The sequence below is a fragment of the Plantibacter sp. LMC-P-059a genome (assembly GCF_030209505.1).
In the GTDB taxonomy this organism is placed as follows: Bacteria; Actinomycetota; Actinomycetes; order Actinomycetales; family Microbacteriaceae; genus Plantibacter.
The window spans coordinates 385,106-398,934 of record NZ_JARVRZ010000006.1; the positions used below are offsets into that span (position 1 = coordinate 385,106).

Sequence of the window (13,829 nt, forward strand, 5' to 3'; positions counted from 1 at the left end):
ACGACGTGCAGGCACAGAGCTTTGGACGATGTTAACCCGAAATGCTCCTCAGGAGCTGAGAGAGACCGTCGTCGGTCACGGTGCCGGTGACCTCCGACGCGACGGCGAGTACTTCCTCGGGCGCCTGACCCATGGCGACGCCGCGGCCACCGTCGGCAGCCCAGCCGAGCATGTCGACGTCGTTGCGGCCGTCGCCGACCGCGACCATCTGCGAACGCTCGAAGCCCAGCCACTGCCGGACCCGCTCGAGCGCGGTCGCCTTGTTGACGCCCTTCGGAGCGATGTCGAGCCACGCCGTCCAGCCGATCGCGTAGCTCACCTGGCTGAGTCCGATGCGGTCGACGATGCGGAGGAACTCCTCCTCGTCGTGGCTCGGCGACACCACGACGACGCGGGTGACCGGGCTCGTGACGAGCTCCTCGAACGGCACCTCGACGGCGTTCTCGAGGTTCCAGTCCTCCATGCCGACCGTGTACTTCCGGAAGCCGTCGGGGTACTCGACCATGTAGCTGCCCTCGGACAGGTGCGGCTGAATCAGGCCGAGCACCTCCGTGGGGTCGAAGGTCTCCATGAAGAACCGCTCGTAGGCGTCGGGCTTCGACTCGTCGCGCTTCATGATGAGCGCACCGTTCGCGCAGACGACGTACTGCGGGGTCAACTCGAGGTCTTCGAGGACGGGACGGGTACTCTCCCAGCTCCGGCCGGTGGCGAGGGTGACGACGTGGCCGAGGGCGACCACGCGGCGGACCTCGTCGGCGACGGACAGGCTGAGCGAGCCGTCCTCGTGCAGGACGGTGCCGTCGATGTCGAGCGCGACGAGGAGTCGGGGCGAGGTCGCGACCGGCTGCTCAGGCGTCGTCTCGAACGTCATCGGATCGGCCGCGCGACGTCGAGCCCACCCAGGTAGGGCCGGAGCACCTCGGGGATGACGACGCTGCCGTCCTCCTGCTGGTGCGTCTCGAGGATCGCGACGATCCACCGGGTCGTCGCGAGCGTACCGTTGAGCGTCGCGACCGGGGTCGTCTTGCCCGACTCCGTGCGGTACCGGGTGTCGAGACGGCGAGCCTGGTACGTGGTGCAGTTGGAGGTGCTGGTGAGCTCGCGGAACGCGTCCTGCGTCGGCACCCAGGCCTCGACGTCGAACTTGCGGGCGGCGCTCGACCCGAGGTCGCCGGCGGCCGTGTCGATGACCCGGTAGCTGAGGCCGAGCGACTGCAGCATGGCCTCCTGGTAGGACAGCAGGCGCTCGTGCTCCGCCGCAGCGTCCTCCGGCTTGGTGTAGACGAACATCTCCAGCTTGTTGAACTGGTGGACGCGGATGATGCCGCGGGTGTCGCGGCCGTACGAGCCGGCCTCCTTGCGGTAGCAGGTGGACCAGCCGGCGTACCGGAGCGCACCCTGCTCCAGGTCGAGGATCTCGTCGGAGTGGTACCCGGCGAGCGCCACCTCGCTCGTGCCGGTGAGGAAGAGGTCCTCGCCGGCGATCTGGTAGACCTCGTCGGCGTGCTCGCCGAGGAAGCCGGTGCCCTTCATGATCTCGGGGCGCACGAGCGTCGGGGTGATGAGGGGGACGAAGCCGGCCTCGATCGCGCGGTCGAGGGCCAGGTTCATGAGGGCGATCTCAAGACGCGCGCCGATGCCGCGGAGGAAGTAGAAGCGCGAGCCGCTGACCTTGGTGCCGCGCTGCATGTCGATGGCGCCGAGGAGCTCGCCGAGCTCGAGGTGGTCGCGCGGGGTGAAGTCGAAGGTGGGGCGTTCACCGACCTCGCGGAGCGTGATGAAGTCGGCCTCGCCACCGGCGGGCACGCCGTCGAGGACTGGGTTCTGGATGCGCCCGGCGACATCGGCGAAGTAGGCCTCGGCCTCCGTCGCGACCTGCTGGGCCTCCTTCACGCGGGCGGAGAGCTGCTGCGCCTGGGCGACGAGTGCCGCCTTCTCCTCCTTGGGGGCCTTGGCGACCTGCTTGCCGAAGGCGTTCTGCTCGGCGCGGAGCTCCTCGAACCCGGTGATCGCGGAGCGGCGTGCGGTGTCGGCGTCGATCGCCTGATCGACGAGGTCGACGGAGGACCCTCGCTTCAGCTGCGACGCTCGGAGGACTTCTGGCTGTTCGCGGAGGAGTACGGGATCGATCACCCGGCAAGTCTAGCGATCGAGGTCGGCGCCAGGGCCCCGGGACAGTACCGTTGGGCCATGCCGACTCCCCCGCACGCAGCGCTCGTGTACAACCCGGTGAAGGTCGACGCCACCCGGTTGCGGAGCGCCCTCGAGGCCCGCTCGCAGGAGGCGGGGTGGGCGGCTCCGCACCTCTACGAGACGAGTGTCGAAGATCCCGGCGTCGGGCAGGCGAGACGTGCAGTCCTCGACGGCGCACGGGTGGTCCTCGTGGCCGGTGGCGACGGGACGGTGCGCGCCGTCGCCGAGGGACTGCGCGGGAGCGGGGTGCCGCTGACCCTCATCCCCTCGGGCACCGGCAACCTGTTGGCGCGGAACCTCAAGCTGCCGCTCGGCGACCAGGCGGCCGCGATCGCGACGGCCTTCACGGGCGAGACGCGGGCCATCGACATCGGCGTGGCCATGATCACGCGCCCGGACGGATCCGAGGAGGAGCACGCGTTCGTCGTGATGGCCGGCATGGGGATCGACGCGATGATGATCTCCACCGCCAACCCGGACCTGAAGAAGTCGCTCGGTTGGCTCGCATACGTCGAGTCCGGACTCCGCTCCATCATCACCGCGGCGCCGTTCCGCATCCACTACCAGCTGCGCGGGCACCGGCAGCATGCGGCGACCGTGAGCTCCGTGCTCGTCGGCAACTGCGGCACGCTCCAGGGCGGGGTGCAGCTCATGCCGGACGCCGAACTCGACGACGGCTTCCTCGACGTGGCGGTGCTGCAGCCGAAGGGCGCGTTCGGCTGGTTGCTCGTGTGGCGGAAGGTGACGTGGGAGAACCGGGTGCTGCGACGGACGGCGGTCGGGCGTCGGATGATCCGGTTCACCGAGGGTCGCGGGGCGAACACGGTGACGAACCTGCGGGCGGAGGCGTTGACCCTGCGGGTGGAGGAGGCACAGGACCTCGAACTCGACGGTGACGCCTTCGGGATGGCGACCATGGTCGCGTTCGACGCGCACCGCGGCGGGTTGCTCGTCACCCTGCCGTAGCCGCGATCCCTGGCCCACCCGGTGCCGACCCGATGTCTGGTCCCCCAGACACCTCGTCGTCGTCGGCACTCGCCGGGCGGCCCCCGGCGGAGTGGACTGAGCGCATGACCGACTCGGCACACGCTCCCCGGACCATCCGCGCCGCTCGCGGCACCACCCTCACCGCCAAGAGCTGGCAGACCGAGGGCCCGCTCCGGATGCTCATGAACAACCTCGACCCCGAGGTCGCCGAGCACCCGGAGGACCTCGTCGTCTACGGCGGCACCGGCAAGGCGGCCCGCAACTGGGAGGCGTACGACGCGATCGTCCGCACCCTCGAAGGCCTGGAGTCCGACGAGACCCTGCTCGTGCAGTCCGGCAAGCCCGTCGGCGTCTTCCGCACGCACGAGTGGGCACCGCGCGTCCTCATCGCGAACTCCAACCTCGTCGGCGACTGGGCGACGTGGCCCGAGTTCCGCAAGCTCGAGGCCGAGGGCCTCACGATGTACGGACAGATGACCGCCGGCTCGTGGATCTACATCGGCACGCAGGGCATCCTCCAGGGCACCTACGAGACCTTCGCCGCGATCGCCGACAAGCGCTTCGGCGGGACCCTCGCCGGCACCCTCACCCTCACGGGCGGCGCCGGCGGCATGGGCGGCGCGCAGCCGCTCGCCGTCACCCTGAACGAGGGCGTCGTCCTCATCGTCGACGTCGACCCGTCCCGGTTGCAGCGTCGCGTCGAACACCGCTACCTCGACGAGATGACCGACGACCTCGACGACGCCGTCGCCCGGGTGCTCGCCGCCAAGGCCGAGCGCCGTGCGCTGTCGGTCGGCCTCGTCGGCAACGCGGCGACCGTCTTCCCCGAACTCCTGCGTCGCGGCGTCGCGATCGACATCGTCACCGACCAGACGAGCGCACACGACCCGCTCGCCTACCTCCCCGAGGACACGGCGCTCGCCGATTGGCAGAGCGAGTCCACCACCGACGCCGCCGACTTCACGACGCGGTCCCGCCTCGCCATGGCGAAGCAGGTCGAGGCGATGGTCGGCTTCCAGGACGCCGGTGCCGAGGTCTTCGACTACGGCAACTCGATCCGTGCGGAGGCGAAGCTCGGCGGCTACGCACGCGCATTCGACTTCCCCGGCTTCGTCCCGGCGTACATCCGCCCCCTCTTCGCCGAGGGCAAGGGGCCCTTCCGCTGGGCCGCGCTCTCCGGCGACCCGGCCGACATCGCCGCGACCGACCGCGCCATCCTCGAGCTGTTCCCCGAGGACGAGAAGCTCCGCCGCTGGATCACCTCCGCCGGCGAGAAGATCGCCTTCGAGGGGCTGCCGGCGCGCATCTGCTGGCTCGGCTACCAGGAGCGCCACCTGGCCGGTCTGAAGTTCAACGAGATGGTCGCCTCGGGTGAACTGAGCGCGCCCGTCGTCATCGGCCGCGACCACCTCGACTCCGGTTCCGTCGCATCGCCCTACCGGGAGACGGAGGCCATGGCCGACGTCTCCGACGCGATCGCCGACTGGCCGCTCCTCAACGCCCTGCTCAACACGGCGTCCGGCGCGACCTGGGTGTCGATCCATCACGGTGGCGGCGTCGGCATCGGCCGTTCCATCCACGCCGGTCAGGTCATCGTCGCCGACGGGACACCGCTCGCCGCCGAGAAGATCGCGCGCGTGCTCGTGAACGACCCGGGCACCGGCGTCATGCGGCACGTCGACGCCGGCTACGAGCGGGCAGCAGAGGTCGCCCGCGAACGCGGCCTGCGGGTGCCGATGTGGGAGGGCGAGTGACCGACGGCCTGCTCGCCCACGGCCGGCTCGCGGGACTCGACGAGATCGCCGGTGTCGGGGTCGACCCGGCACGCGGTGGATACTCCCGGCACGTCTGGACACCGGTCGAGTTCGAGCTGCGCGAGTGGTTCACGGCCCGCGCCGCCCGGCTCGGTCTGGACGTCGAGACGGACCGCAACGGCAACCTCTGGGCGTGGTGGGGCACCCCGGGGCCCGACGCGGTCGTCACCGGCAGCCACCTCGACTCCGTCCCGGGCGGCGGCGCCTTCGACGGGCCGCTCGGCGTCGTCTCCGCCCTGGACGCCGTGGCACGCCTGCAGGCCACCGGCTTCCAGCCGTCCCGTCCCGTCGCCGTCGTGGTGTTCGCCGAGGAGGAGGGATCGCGGTTCGGTGTCGCCTGCCTCGGATCCCGGCTCCTGTCCGGGGCGATCACCGCGGACGCCGCCCGGGCGCTGACCGATGCCGACGGGATCACCGTGGCCGAAGCGGCAGCCGCCGCCGGGCTCGCTCCCGAGCACCTCGGTCGCGACGACGAGGCCCTCGCGCGCATCGGACTCTTCATCGAGTTGCACGTGGAACAGGGACGCGGCCTCATCGACCTGGACTCGCCCACGGCCGTCGCGTCGTCGATCCTCGCCCACGGCCGGTGGCGGCTCCGCGTGAGTGGCCAGGGCAACCACGCCGGCGCCACGGGCATGCGCGAGCGCCGTGATCCGGTGGTCGCCGCAGCCCGCGCGATCCTCGCGGTCGAGCAGGCCGCCCTCGCGACGGACGACGCCCGCGCCACCGTGGGCCGCATGCGGATCGTGCCCGGGGGTACCAACGTCATCGCCTCGGAGGTCGACGCCTGGGTGGACGCCCGCGCGGCCACCGACGCCGAGACACGCGCCCTCGTCGCGGACATCGGCGCCCGCGTGCAGGAGGCCGTCGCCGATTCCGGATGTGCGGCGGAGCTGATCGAGGAGTCGTGGTCGGGGGTCGTCGAGTTCGACCCCGAGCTCGCCGCCCGGCTCGCCGGCACGCTCGGCGGGGTCCCGCTGCTGCCGACGGGAGCCGGTCACGACGCGGGCGTCCTGAACGGTGCGGTGCCGACGGCGATGGTCTTCGTCCGCAACCCGACGGGTGTCTCGCACTCGCCGGAGGAGTTCGCCGAGACGGCCGACTGCGTCGCCGGGGTCGAAGCGCTCGAGACCCTGCTGCGGAGCGTGCTGTGACGGGCGCGAGCGTCGATCCCGGCGCAGCGGCCGTGCGGGCTCCCGTCTGGGCCGCGACCGCGATCATCGACGGCCGACCGATCGACCGCGTCCGGTTCACCGCCGACGACGCAGGACGCATCGCCACCGTCGAGCGGGACGTCGACCCGCAGGCGGACGACCGACGCCTCGGAACCGTGGTCCCCGGCATGGGGAACGCCCACTCGCACGCGTTCCACCGTCTGCTCCGCGGACGCACCCATGCCGACGGCGGCGACTTCTGGCAGTGGCGCGAGGCGATGTACGCGGCGGCCGCCAGCCTCGACCCGGACCACTACGGTCGGGTCGCTCGCGCCGTGTTCGGCGAGATGCTCGTGTGCGGCTGGACGGCGGTCGGCGAGTTCCACTACGTGCACCACCAGGCCGACGGCACCCCGTACCCGAGCGCCCACGCGATGGAACTCGCGGTCGCCGAGGCCGCCGCCGAGATCGGCATCCGGCTCACCCTCCTCGACACGGCCTACCTCGCGAGCGGTCTCGGACCCGCCGGTGGTCCGGCCGCGCCGCTCCTCCCGGAGCAGCGCGCGTTCGGCGACGGCGACGCGGCCGGCTGGCTCGACCGCTGGCACGGACTCCGCACGGCGCTCTCCACGTCCCTGGGCACGAGCGGACTGGTCACCCTCGGTGCCGCCCTGCACTCGGTGCGGGCCGTGCCCGTCGAAGCGATGCGCACCATCCTCGCCGGACTGCCGGAGGACGTCGCTCTACACGTCCACCTCTCGGAGCAACCGCAGGAGAACGTCGACACCCTCGCGAAGACGGGTAGGACACCGACGGGCGTGCTGGCCGCCCTCGGAGCGCTCGACCCGCGCATCAGCCTTGTGCACGCCACCCACCTCACCGACGCCGACATCACGGCGATCGGGCGGTCGGGCGCGACCGTCGTGATGTGTCCGACGACCGAGGCCGACCTCGGCGACGGCATCGGACCGGCACGCCGCCTCGCGGATGCCGGCGCCCGGATCGCCGTGGGATCCGACCAGAACGCCGTCGTCGACCCCCTGCTCGAACTGCGCGGCCTCGAGGCCGGTGAACGGCTCGCGTCCGGCCGACGCGGTCGGTTCTCGCCCGCGGAGCTCTTCGAGGCCGGGACCGCCGGCGGCTACCGCTCGCTCGGACTCGGGCGCCACACGCTCGCCGTCGGCGACCCGCTCGACCTCGTCGAGGTGTCGACGTCGAGTCCGCGCACGACCGGCGCCGACCCGGCCCAGCTCGCCCTCGTCGCGACCGCGTCCGACGTCGAGCGGGTGATCGTCGGCGGGCGACTCGTGGCCGAACGCGGCCGGTTGCTCGCGACCACGCAGGAGACCACGCCGGAACAGCTCCTCACGGCGGCGCTCGCCGAGCTGGCAGCATCGACAGGGACGCCCCGAGCCGCCACCTCGTCCCCGACACCTGATCACCCCTCGCAGGAGATGCAGCCATGACGACCGAACTCATCACCGGCATCGCCGAGCTCACGACCAACGCGGGTTCCGGGCCCGGCGACACCGACGGCAACCGCATCACCGACGCGGCGCTCGTCATCGAGGACGGTCGGATCGCCTGGCTGGGCTCGGCGTCCGATGCCCCCGACGCCGACGCGCGGACCGACGTGGGCGGACGCGCCGTGCTGCCCGGGTGGGTCGACACCCACACGCACCTCGTGTTCGCGGGCGACCGCTCTGCGGAGTTCGAGGCGCGGATGGCCGGCGGCCGGTACGCGGCGGGCGGGATCGCCACGACCGTCGCCGCCACCCGCGCCGCTTCGGAGGAGCAGCTCGTCGCGGGCGCGAAGCGGTTGCGGGCGGAGGCGCTCGCCCAGGGGACGACCTTCCTGGAGGCGAAGACGGGGTATGCGCTGGACGTCGAAGGCGAGGCGCGGTCCGCTCGGGCGGCGGCCGAGGTCGCCGACGTCGTCACCTTCCTCGGCGCCCACCTCGTGCCGGCCGGCGTCGATCGCCGCGACTACCTCGACCTCGTCACGGGCCCGATGCTCGACGCCGTCGCGCCGTTCGCGTCGTACGTCGACGCGTTCTGCGAGGTCGGCGCGTTCGACATCGAGGAGTCGCGGGAGGTGCTCCTCGCCGGTCGCGCGGCGGGCCTCGGGGTCCGCGTGCACGGCAACCAGCTCGGCGAGAGCGGCGGGGTGCGGCTCGCGGTCGAGTTGGGGGCGGCGAGCGTCGACCACTGCAACCACCTGTCCGACGCCGACGTCGACCTCCTGGCCGGCTCGTCGACGGTGGCGACCCTGCTGCCCGCCTGCGACCTGTCGACCCGCGAACCGTTCCCCCCGGCACGCGCGCTCGTCGACGCCGGTGCCGCGATCGCCCTCGCCACCAACTGCAACCCGGGCACCTCGTACACGACGTCGATGGCGTACTGCGTGGCGACCGCCGTGCTGCAGATGCGGCTGACGATCGCCGAGGCGGTCTGGGCGGCGACGCGGGGTGCCGCGGTGGCGGTCGGGCGCGAGCACGGTGCCGACGCCGTCGGATCGCTCCGCGTGGGCGGTCTCGCCGATCTGCAGGTGCTCGACGCCCCTTCGGTCTCGCATCTCGCCTACCGACCCGGGGTGCCGCTGACGGTCGGCGTGTGGCAGCGCGGTGAGCGCGTCGCGTCGGGCGCCCGACCGTGAGCGATGCCGCCGAGGCACCGGGCGTCGTGCTGCTGCCGGCCGCGGGGCATCGGAGCTATCGCTGGCGGAACGGGCTCGGTACTGCGACGGAGATCGCCGCCGAGCCCGTCCGGCGCCAGGCCGAGGGCGACGTCGACGTGCCTGACGGCCCGGGCTGGACGCTGAGCATCGCGACGGTCGAGTCGGACGTCGCCTTCTCCGCATTCCCGGGCGTCGACCGACAGCTGATGGCGCTGTCGGCCGGCGGCCTCGGGCTCGTGATCGACGGCGATCCGGTCGAGTTGGACCGGTGGCAGGTCGCCGCCTTCGACGGTGCTGCGGCGGTGGCATCGACGGGCGTGGTGGGTCCGACGCTCGATCTCAACCTGATGGTGTCGCGGGACCGGTTCCGTGGATCGCTCGAGGCGGTCGTCGTCTCGGGCTCATCGACGGTCACGACCCCGCCGGGTGCCACCACGTTCGTCGTGCTGCTCGACGGCGCGGTGTCGGCGGAAGGCCCCGGCCTGGACCGCTCTTCGCTCGCCCAGTACGACACCCTGCGCCTCGAAACGGGCTCCCTGTCCCTGACCGGTGCCGCCACGATCGCGATCGCGAGAATCCACCCCCGCCGGTGATGGGCGCCAGCGCGGTGCGCTGACGCGAGCGCGCCCCATAGCCGCGAGCGCGGGTCTCCGGAGGGGCGCGCTCACCTCACAGACCCGCGCTCAAGCCGATTCGACAGGTCTCGCGTCAGCGCACCGCGCTGGCATGAGACCTCGCCACGGGGTGCCAGCGCGGTGCGTCCGCGTGAGCGACGCACACCCGGCGTGAGCGCTCCCCAGGCGCGCGAGCGCGGGTCTCCAGAGGGGCGCGCTCACCTCACAGACCCGCGCTCGCGTCAGCGCACCGCGCTGACGCACACCCCAGCTGGCGGACTACTTCGTGCGGTCGAGGACGGCGAAGCGGAAGACGTAGGTCGCGTCGAGCGTCTCTTCGAGCCCCGTCACGTTCTTCTGCGCGATGACCGTCTCCGTGCCCTGCAGCAGCGGGATGATCGGTGCCGCCTCCGCGGTCAGCGCCTGGATCTGCTCGATCGCGGCGATGCGCGCCGCCGGGTCCGTCGCCGTGGCCTCGGTGTCGATGAGCGCGTCGACGGCCGGGTCGGAGTACCCGTTGGCGACGGACGCACCGGTCGTCGAGTAGGCCGAGCGGATGAAGTTGTCGGGGTCCGGGTAGTCGGGGAAGAACCCGAGCTGGTAGGCGGGGTAGCCGGACTCCGGGTTGAGCTCCTTCACGTAGCTCGTCCACTCGGTCGACTGCAGGTCGACGGAGAACAGACCCGACTCCTCCAGCTGCGACTTGATGAGCGCGTACTCCTGATCGGAGTCGGGGCCGTAGTGGTCGCTCGTGTACTGGATCGGCAGGGCGACCGGGGTGCTGACCCCGGCGGCGGCGAGGATGGCGGCGGCCTTCGACCGGTCCGGGGCGTCGCCGTAGGCGGTCTGGAACGCGGGCGTCGCGCCCGTCTGGCCGTCGAGCACCACCGAATAGGCCGGCGCGTAGGTGCCCTTGTAGACCTGGTCGGCGATCTCCTTCCGGTCGACGAGCAAAGCGACCGCCTGCCGGATCGCGAGCTTCTGCGCGTCGTTCGCGCCCGGTTGGGTGTTCAGGTTGAAGGTGAGGAAGCGCACCGAACCACCGGGACCGTCGACGACCTGCAGATCGGAATTGCCACGCAGATCGGCAACGTCCGTCGCGGTCAACGAGCGGTAGGCGATGTCGATGTCGCCCTTCTCCAGGTCGAGTCGCAGGTTCGACGCCGTCGTGTACGGCTTGAGCACCACGTGCTGCGTCTTCGCCCGGTCGCCGGCGTAGCGCGAGTTGGCCTCGAGCGACAGCAGCCCGCCGGACTGGTAGCTGTCGACCTCGTAGGGACCCGAGCCGATCACGTCGTCATCGCTCAGCAGCTTGTCCGCGGGGAAGACCTCCTCGTCGACGATCGGTCCGGCCATGCTCGTGAGGACGTACGGCCAGGTCTGGTCGTTCGGGACCTTGAGTGTGAAGACCACCTGGTCGTCGTCACCCTCCTCGACGCTCTCCAGGTTCGCGAGCAGCGGCGACGGGCCGTTGTCGGCGGCGATCTCGCGGACGCGGGTGAAGGAGAAGACGACGTCGGAGGCCGTGAGCGCGTGCCCGTTCGAGAACGTCAGACCCTCCTTGACCGTGCACACGTAGGTGGTCGCCTCGGTGAAGTCGCAGGACTCCGCAGCATCGGGCGCAGGCGCCACGTCACCCTCGTCGTAGCTCAGGAGGTGCTGGTAGATCTGGTTCTGGGGGGTGAACGATCCACGGTCCCAGGCTCCGGCGGGGTCGAGGGAGACGATCTGGTCGGTCGTCCCGATGACGAGCGCGGTCGTGGTCGTCGTGCCGCCCTGGGCCGTACAACCGGCGAGGGCTGCGACGACGCCGAGGCTCACGGCGATGGCCGCGAATCGGGTGGATCGGTTCATGGGGGGGGGTCCTTCGGGTGGCTGCGGGTGCGGGTGCTGGTGCGGGTGGGTGGCGCCGGGTGCTGTGGCGCTGGGCGGGAGGTCCGCCCGAGGGAGGCGGCGTTACGCGGGTGGGGTGTGGGCTGCGAGGGCGAACCGCGGGTGCGGGGCGTCGCCGTCGACGAGATCGGTGACGAGTCGCCCGAGCACGGGTCCGAACTTGAACCCGTGACCGGAGAATCCCGTCGTGACGATGATCCGGCCGATCCGGTCGATCACGAAATCCTCGCTCGGGCTCAGGTCGTAGAGGCAACTGATGGTATGCGGCGCCGACGCGTCGACCCCTGGCACCCACTCGGCGACGTAGGCGGTGAGGCGCGCGAGCTCCTCCGGTTCGGCCAGGCCGTCACGCGCGTCGGGGTGCACGTGCACCGCACCACCGTGCAGACCGACCTTCACGCCCTCGCCGGGGGTGAGGAGGCCGTAGACGCTCGAGCCGTCGTCCGGGTAGTGGACGAAGCTCGGCCAGGCCTCTGCGGCGAGCGCCGTCGGGAAGTGGGCGGGTTGCACCTGGGTGACGACGATCTCGGGGAGCGGGCGACCGACGCTCGCTGCGAGCGCTCCGACGAGGTCCGGCGTCCACGATCCGGCGGCGACGACGACGTGGTCGGCTGTGACGTCTCCCAGCTCGGTGCGGATCACGGCACCGGCACCGGTCGTCCCGGTCGCCGGAATCGGCTCGACCCCCGTGACCCGGACGCCGAAGCGGAGCGTCGCCCCGGCGACCACGGCGAGGTCGAGGAACGCCTCGATCGCCTCGGCCGACGACAGTCGCCCGCCGGTCGCGTGATGGAGGACGTCCTGCTCGAACCGGAGCCCGGGCCAACGTTCCGCGGCCTGTTCCGGGGAGAGACGCTCCGAGGCGATCCCACCTCGGGTCATCGCGGCCTCGATCCCGCGGAGCATCTCCGGGCGGCCGTGGTCCAGTGCGCCGGTGAGTTCGAGCAGGGTCCGGCCGCTCCGCTCCTCGAGCTCGCGCCAGCCGGCGAGGGCCTCCGAAGTGAGGGCGACGTAGTCGTCGACGTCGTACCCCTGGCGGAAGATGCGGGTCGCGCCGTGGGAGGAGCCGCGCTCGTGACCGCGCTCGAAGCGTTCGACGAGCAGCACCTCCCGGCCACGCTCGGCGAGCGCACGCGCGGCGGCGGCACCGACGACGCCGGCTCCGATGACGACGACCTCGACCCGCTCGGGCAGGGGTGTCGGTCCGGACGTCGGCGAGGGGTCGCTCATCGGGCCTGCTCCGCCCTGGCTCGGGCGTCCACTTCCCGGCGTGCAGGCATGGCGGCCGCCACCGCGGCCTCGTCGGCGAACGGTCGGGTCGGGAAGCGATCGGGCGCGTATCGCGACGCGTCGACGAAGGGGCTCTCGCCGGTGACGATGAGTTCGGCGAGCATGCGGCCGAGGCCGGGACCGTGGGTGACGCCCGACTCGTTGTCTCCGGCGACGACGTACAGCCCGGCGAGTTCCGGGACCGGCCCGGCGATGAACCGTCGGTCGGCCGTGTACGACACGACGCCCTGGACGGCCTCCGCGGCGTCGAGGACGGGTGCGGCGGCGGGGATCAGCTCGGTGAGGATCGGGGTCAGGTGCTCGCGCATCGCCTGGATGAGGTCCGGGCGGTCTGGGCGGCGGTCGGCCGGGCTGTCATGCACCGCGAGCGCCTCATAGCCGACGCCGTTGCCGTAGGTGAGACCGCCGAGGTGCTCCCTGATCCACAGGCCGCCGAGCTCCGGGATCATCAGCGTCGGCAGTTCGCCGAGGCCGAACGGCGCGGTGGTGAGTCGGCTCGCGATCACGCGGGCGAACGGCAGCTCGCGTCCGGTCGTGCTGAGCAGCTCGTTCGTCCAGGAGCCGGCGGCCAGGACGACCTCGTCGCCGAGCACCCGATCGCCCGCCGCGGTCAGCACGCCGACCACCCGGCCGTCCTCGATGAGGAGCTCGACGACCGGCATGTGTTCGACGATCTCGACGCCCTCCGCTCGGGCGAGCTCCGCGAGCGCGAGCCCGGCGTCCGGCGCGCTGATCTGGATGCCGTCCGGGTGGATGAACGCGCCGACGATCGCCTCCGGGTCGAGCCCAGGCACGAGCTCGGCGGTCTCCACGGCGGTGAGGAGGCGGGCGTCCTCGGGACGGAGCGGGTGCTCGGCGAACGGCAGCAGGTGGTCGAGCACGGCCTGCTCGGTGAGGGCGAGCCAGACGTTGCCGGTGTCGCGGAGGGCGATGTCGTACCCGGCCGCGTCGAGGCCGCGGTAGAAGTCGATGCCGGCCTGCTCGAGGGCCAGCTCCGACTCGTTCCAGTACCAGGCGTACCCGGCCGCCCAGAGCCCGACGAAGCCCGCTCCCGCGGCGGTGGTCGCGTCGGCGGCCTCACCCGACTCGAGGACCGTCACGCGTCGTCCGGCGCGGGCGAGGTGGACGGCGGTCGACAGGCCGAACAGGCCGGCACCGACGATGACGGTGGTCGCAGGGCGGGAGTCGGTCATCATTCGAGGCTACT

11 protein-coding genes are annotated in these 13,829 nt (G+C 72.0%); 6 read left to right on the forward strand and 5 right to left on the reverse strand.

Translation table 11 applies throughout. The features are described from left to right. Positions 1 to 31 precede the first annotated feature (31 nt). Both QRN27_RS15150 and serS read right to left on the reverse strand, forming a co-directional pair. The gene (locus tag QRN27_RS15150; RefSeq protein ID WP_285042944.1) at positions 32 to 871 is read right to left on the reverse strand and encodes an HAD family hydrolase; all 840 of its coding nucleotides are present in this window, start codon (positions 869 to 871) and stop codon (positions 32 to 34) included. After that, positions 868 to 2,133 (reverse strand): serine--tRNA ligase, encoded by a 1,266-nt coding sequence (gene serS, locus QRN27_RS15155; RefSeq protein ID WP_194671286.1) that lies wholly within the window; start codon positions 2,131 to 2,133, stop codon positions 868 to 870. Before serS ends, QRN27_RS15150 begins: the two co-directional genes overlap by 4 nt. A 57-nt stretch (positions 2,134 to 2,190) precedes the next feature. On the opposite strand from serS, the gene QRN27_RS15160 reads away from it, so the two are divergent. The 6 genes from QRN27_RS15160 (at position 2,191) to QRN27_RS15185 (ending at position 9,418) form a co-directional block, all read left to right on the forward strand. Next, positions 2,191 to 3,159: a diacylglycerol/lipid kinase family protein gene (locus QRN27_RS15160; RefSeq protein WP_285042945.1), complete on the forward strand. Its 969-nt coding sequence runs from the start codon at positions 2,191 to 2,193 to the stop codon at positions 3,157 to 3,159. A gap of 104 nt (positions 3,160 to 3,263) precedes the next feature. Beyond that, complete coding sequence (gene hutU / locus QRN27_RS15165) at positions 3,264 to 4,934, forward strand: urocanate hydratase (RefSeq protein WP_285042946.1); 1,671 nt, start codon at positions 3,264 to 3,266, stop codon at positions 4,932 to 4,934. Further along, complete coding sequence (locus tag QRN27_RS15170; protein WP_285042947.1) at positions 4,931 to 6,148, forward strand: allantoate amidohydrolase; 1,218 nt, start codon at positions 4,931 to 4,933, stop codon at positions 6,146 to 6,148. The genes hutU and QRN27_RS15170 overlap by 4 nt, the downstream gene beginning before the upstream one ends. Further along, on the forward strand, positions 6,145 to 7,614 hold the full coding sequence (locus QRN27_RS15175; RefSeq protein ID WP_285042948.1) for a formimidoylglutamate deiminase: 1,470 nt from the start codon (positions 6,145 to 6,147) through the stop codon (positions 7,612 to 7,614). Before QRN27_RS15170 ends, QRN27_RS15175 begins: the two co-directional genes overlap by 4 nt. Beyond that, positions 7,611 to 8,804, forward strand: coding sequence for an imidazolonepropionase (gene hutI / locus QRN27_RS15180; protein WP_285042949.1), 1,194 nt, complete (start codon positions 7,611 to 7,613; stop codon positions 8,802 to 8,804). The genes QRN27_RS15175 and hutI overlap by 4 nt, the downstream gene beginning before the upstream one ends. Then, positions 8,801 to 9,418: a HutD/Ves family protein gene (locus tag QRN27_RS15185; protein WP_285042950.1), complete on the forward strand. Its 618-nt coding sequence runs from the start codon at positions 8,801 to 8,803 to the stop codon at positions 9,416 to 9,418. The genes hutI and QRN27_RS15185 overlap by 4 nt, the downstream gene beginning before the upstream one ends. Before the next feature lie 300 nt (positions 9,419 to 9,718). On the opposite strand, the gene QRN27_RS15190 is transcribed toward QRN27_RS15185, so the two are convergent. The 3 genes from QRN27_RS15190 to QRN27_RS15200 form a co-directional block, all read right to left on the reverse strand. Next, the gene (locus tag QRN27_RS15190; RefSeq protein ID WP_285042951.1) at positions 9,719 to 11,293 is read right to left on the reverse strand and encodes an ABC transporter substrate-binding protein; all 1,575 of its coding nucleotides are present in this window, start codon (positions 11,291 to 11,293) and stop codon (positions 9,719 to 9,721) included. A gap of 102 nt (positions 11,294 to 11,395) precedes the next feature. Then, positions 11,396 to 12,562, reverse strand: coding sequence for an FAD-dependent oxidoreductase (locus QRN27_RS15195; protein ID WP_285042952.1), 1,167 nt, complete (start codon positions 12,560 to 12,562; stop codon positions 11,396 to 11,398). Then, positions 12,559 to 13,815: an NAD(P)/FAD-dependent oxidoreductase gene (locus QRN27_RS15200; RefSeq protein WP_285042953.1), complete on the reverse strand. Its 1,257-nt coding sequence runs from the start codon at positions 13,813 to 13,815 to the stop codon at positions 12,559 to 12,561. Before QRN27_RS15200 ends, QRN27_RS15195 begins: the two co-directional genes overlap by 4 nt. Positions 13,816 to 13,829 lie beyond the last annotated feature (14 nt).

Excerpts from the sequence above, each read along its gene's own strand:
- QRN27_RS15150 (WP_285042944.1), bottom strand. The coding sequence starts at position 871 with ATGACGTTCGAGACGACGCCTGAGCAGCCGGTCGCGACCTCGCCCCGA.
- QRN27_RS15160 (WP_285042945.1), top strand. The coding sequence starts at position 2,191 with ATGCCGACTCCCCCGCACGCAGCGCTCGTGTACAACCCGGTGAAGGTC.
- hutU (WP_285042946.1), top strand. The coding sequence starts at position 3,264 with ATGACCGACTCGGCACACGCTCCCCGGACCATCCGCGCCGCTCGCGGC.
- hutI (WP_285042949.1), top strand. The coding sequence starts at position 7,611 with ATGACGACCGAACTCATCACCGGCATCGCCGAGCTCACGACCAACGCG.
- QRN27_RS15190 (WP_285042951.1), bottom strand. The coding sequence starts at position 11,293 with ATGAACCGATCCACCCGATTCGCGGCCATCGCCGTGAGCCTCGGCGTC.
- QRN27_RS15195 (WP_285042952.1), bottom strand. The coding sequence starts at position 12,562 with ATGAGCGACCCCTCGCCGACGTCCGGACCGACACCCCTGCCCGAGCGG.
- QRN27_RS15200 (WP_285042953.1), bottom strand. The coding sequence starts at position 13,815 with ATGACCGACTCCCGCCCTGCGACCACCGTCATCGTCGGTGCCGGCCTG.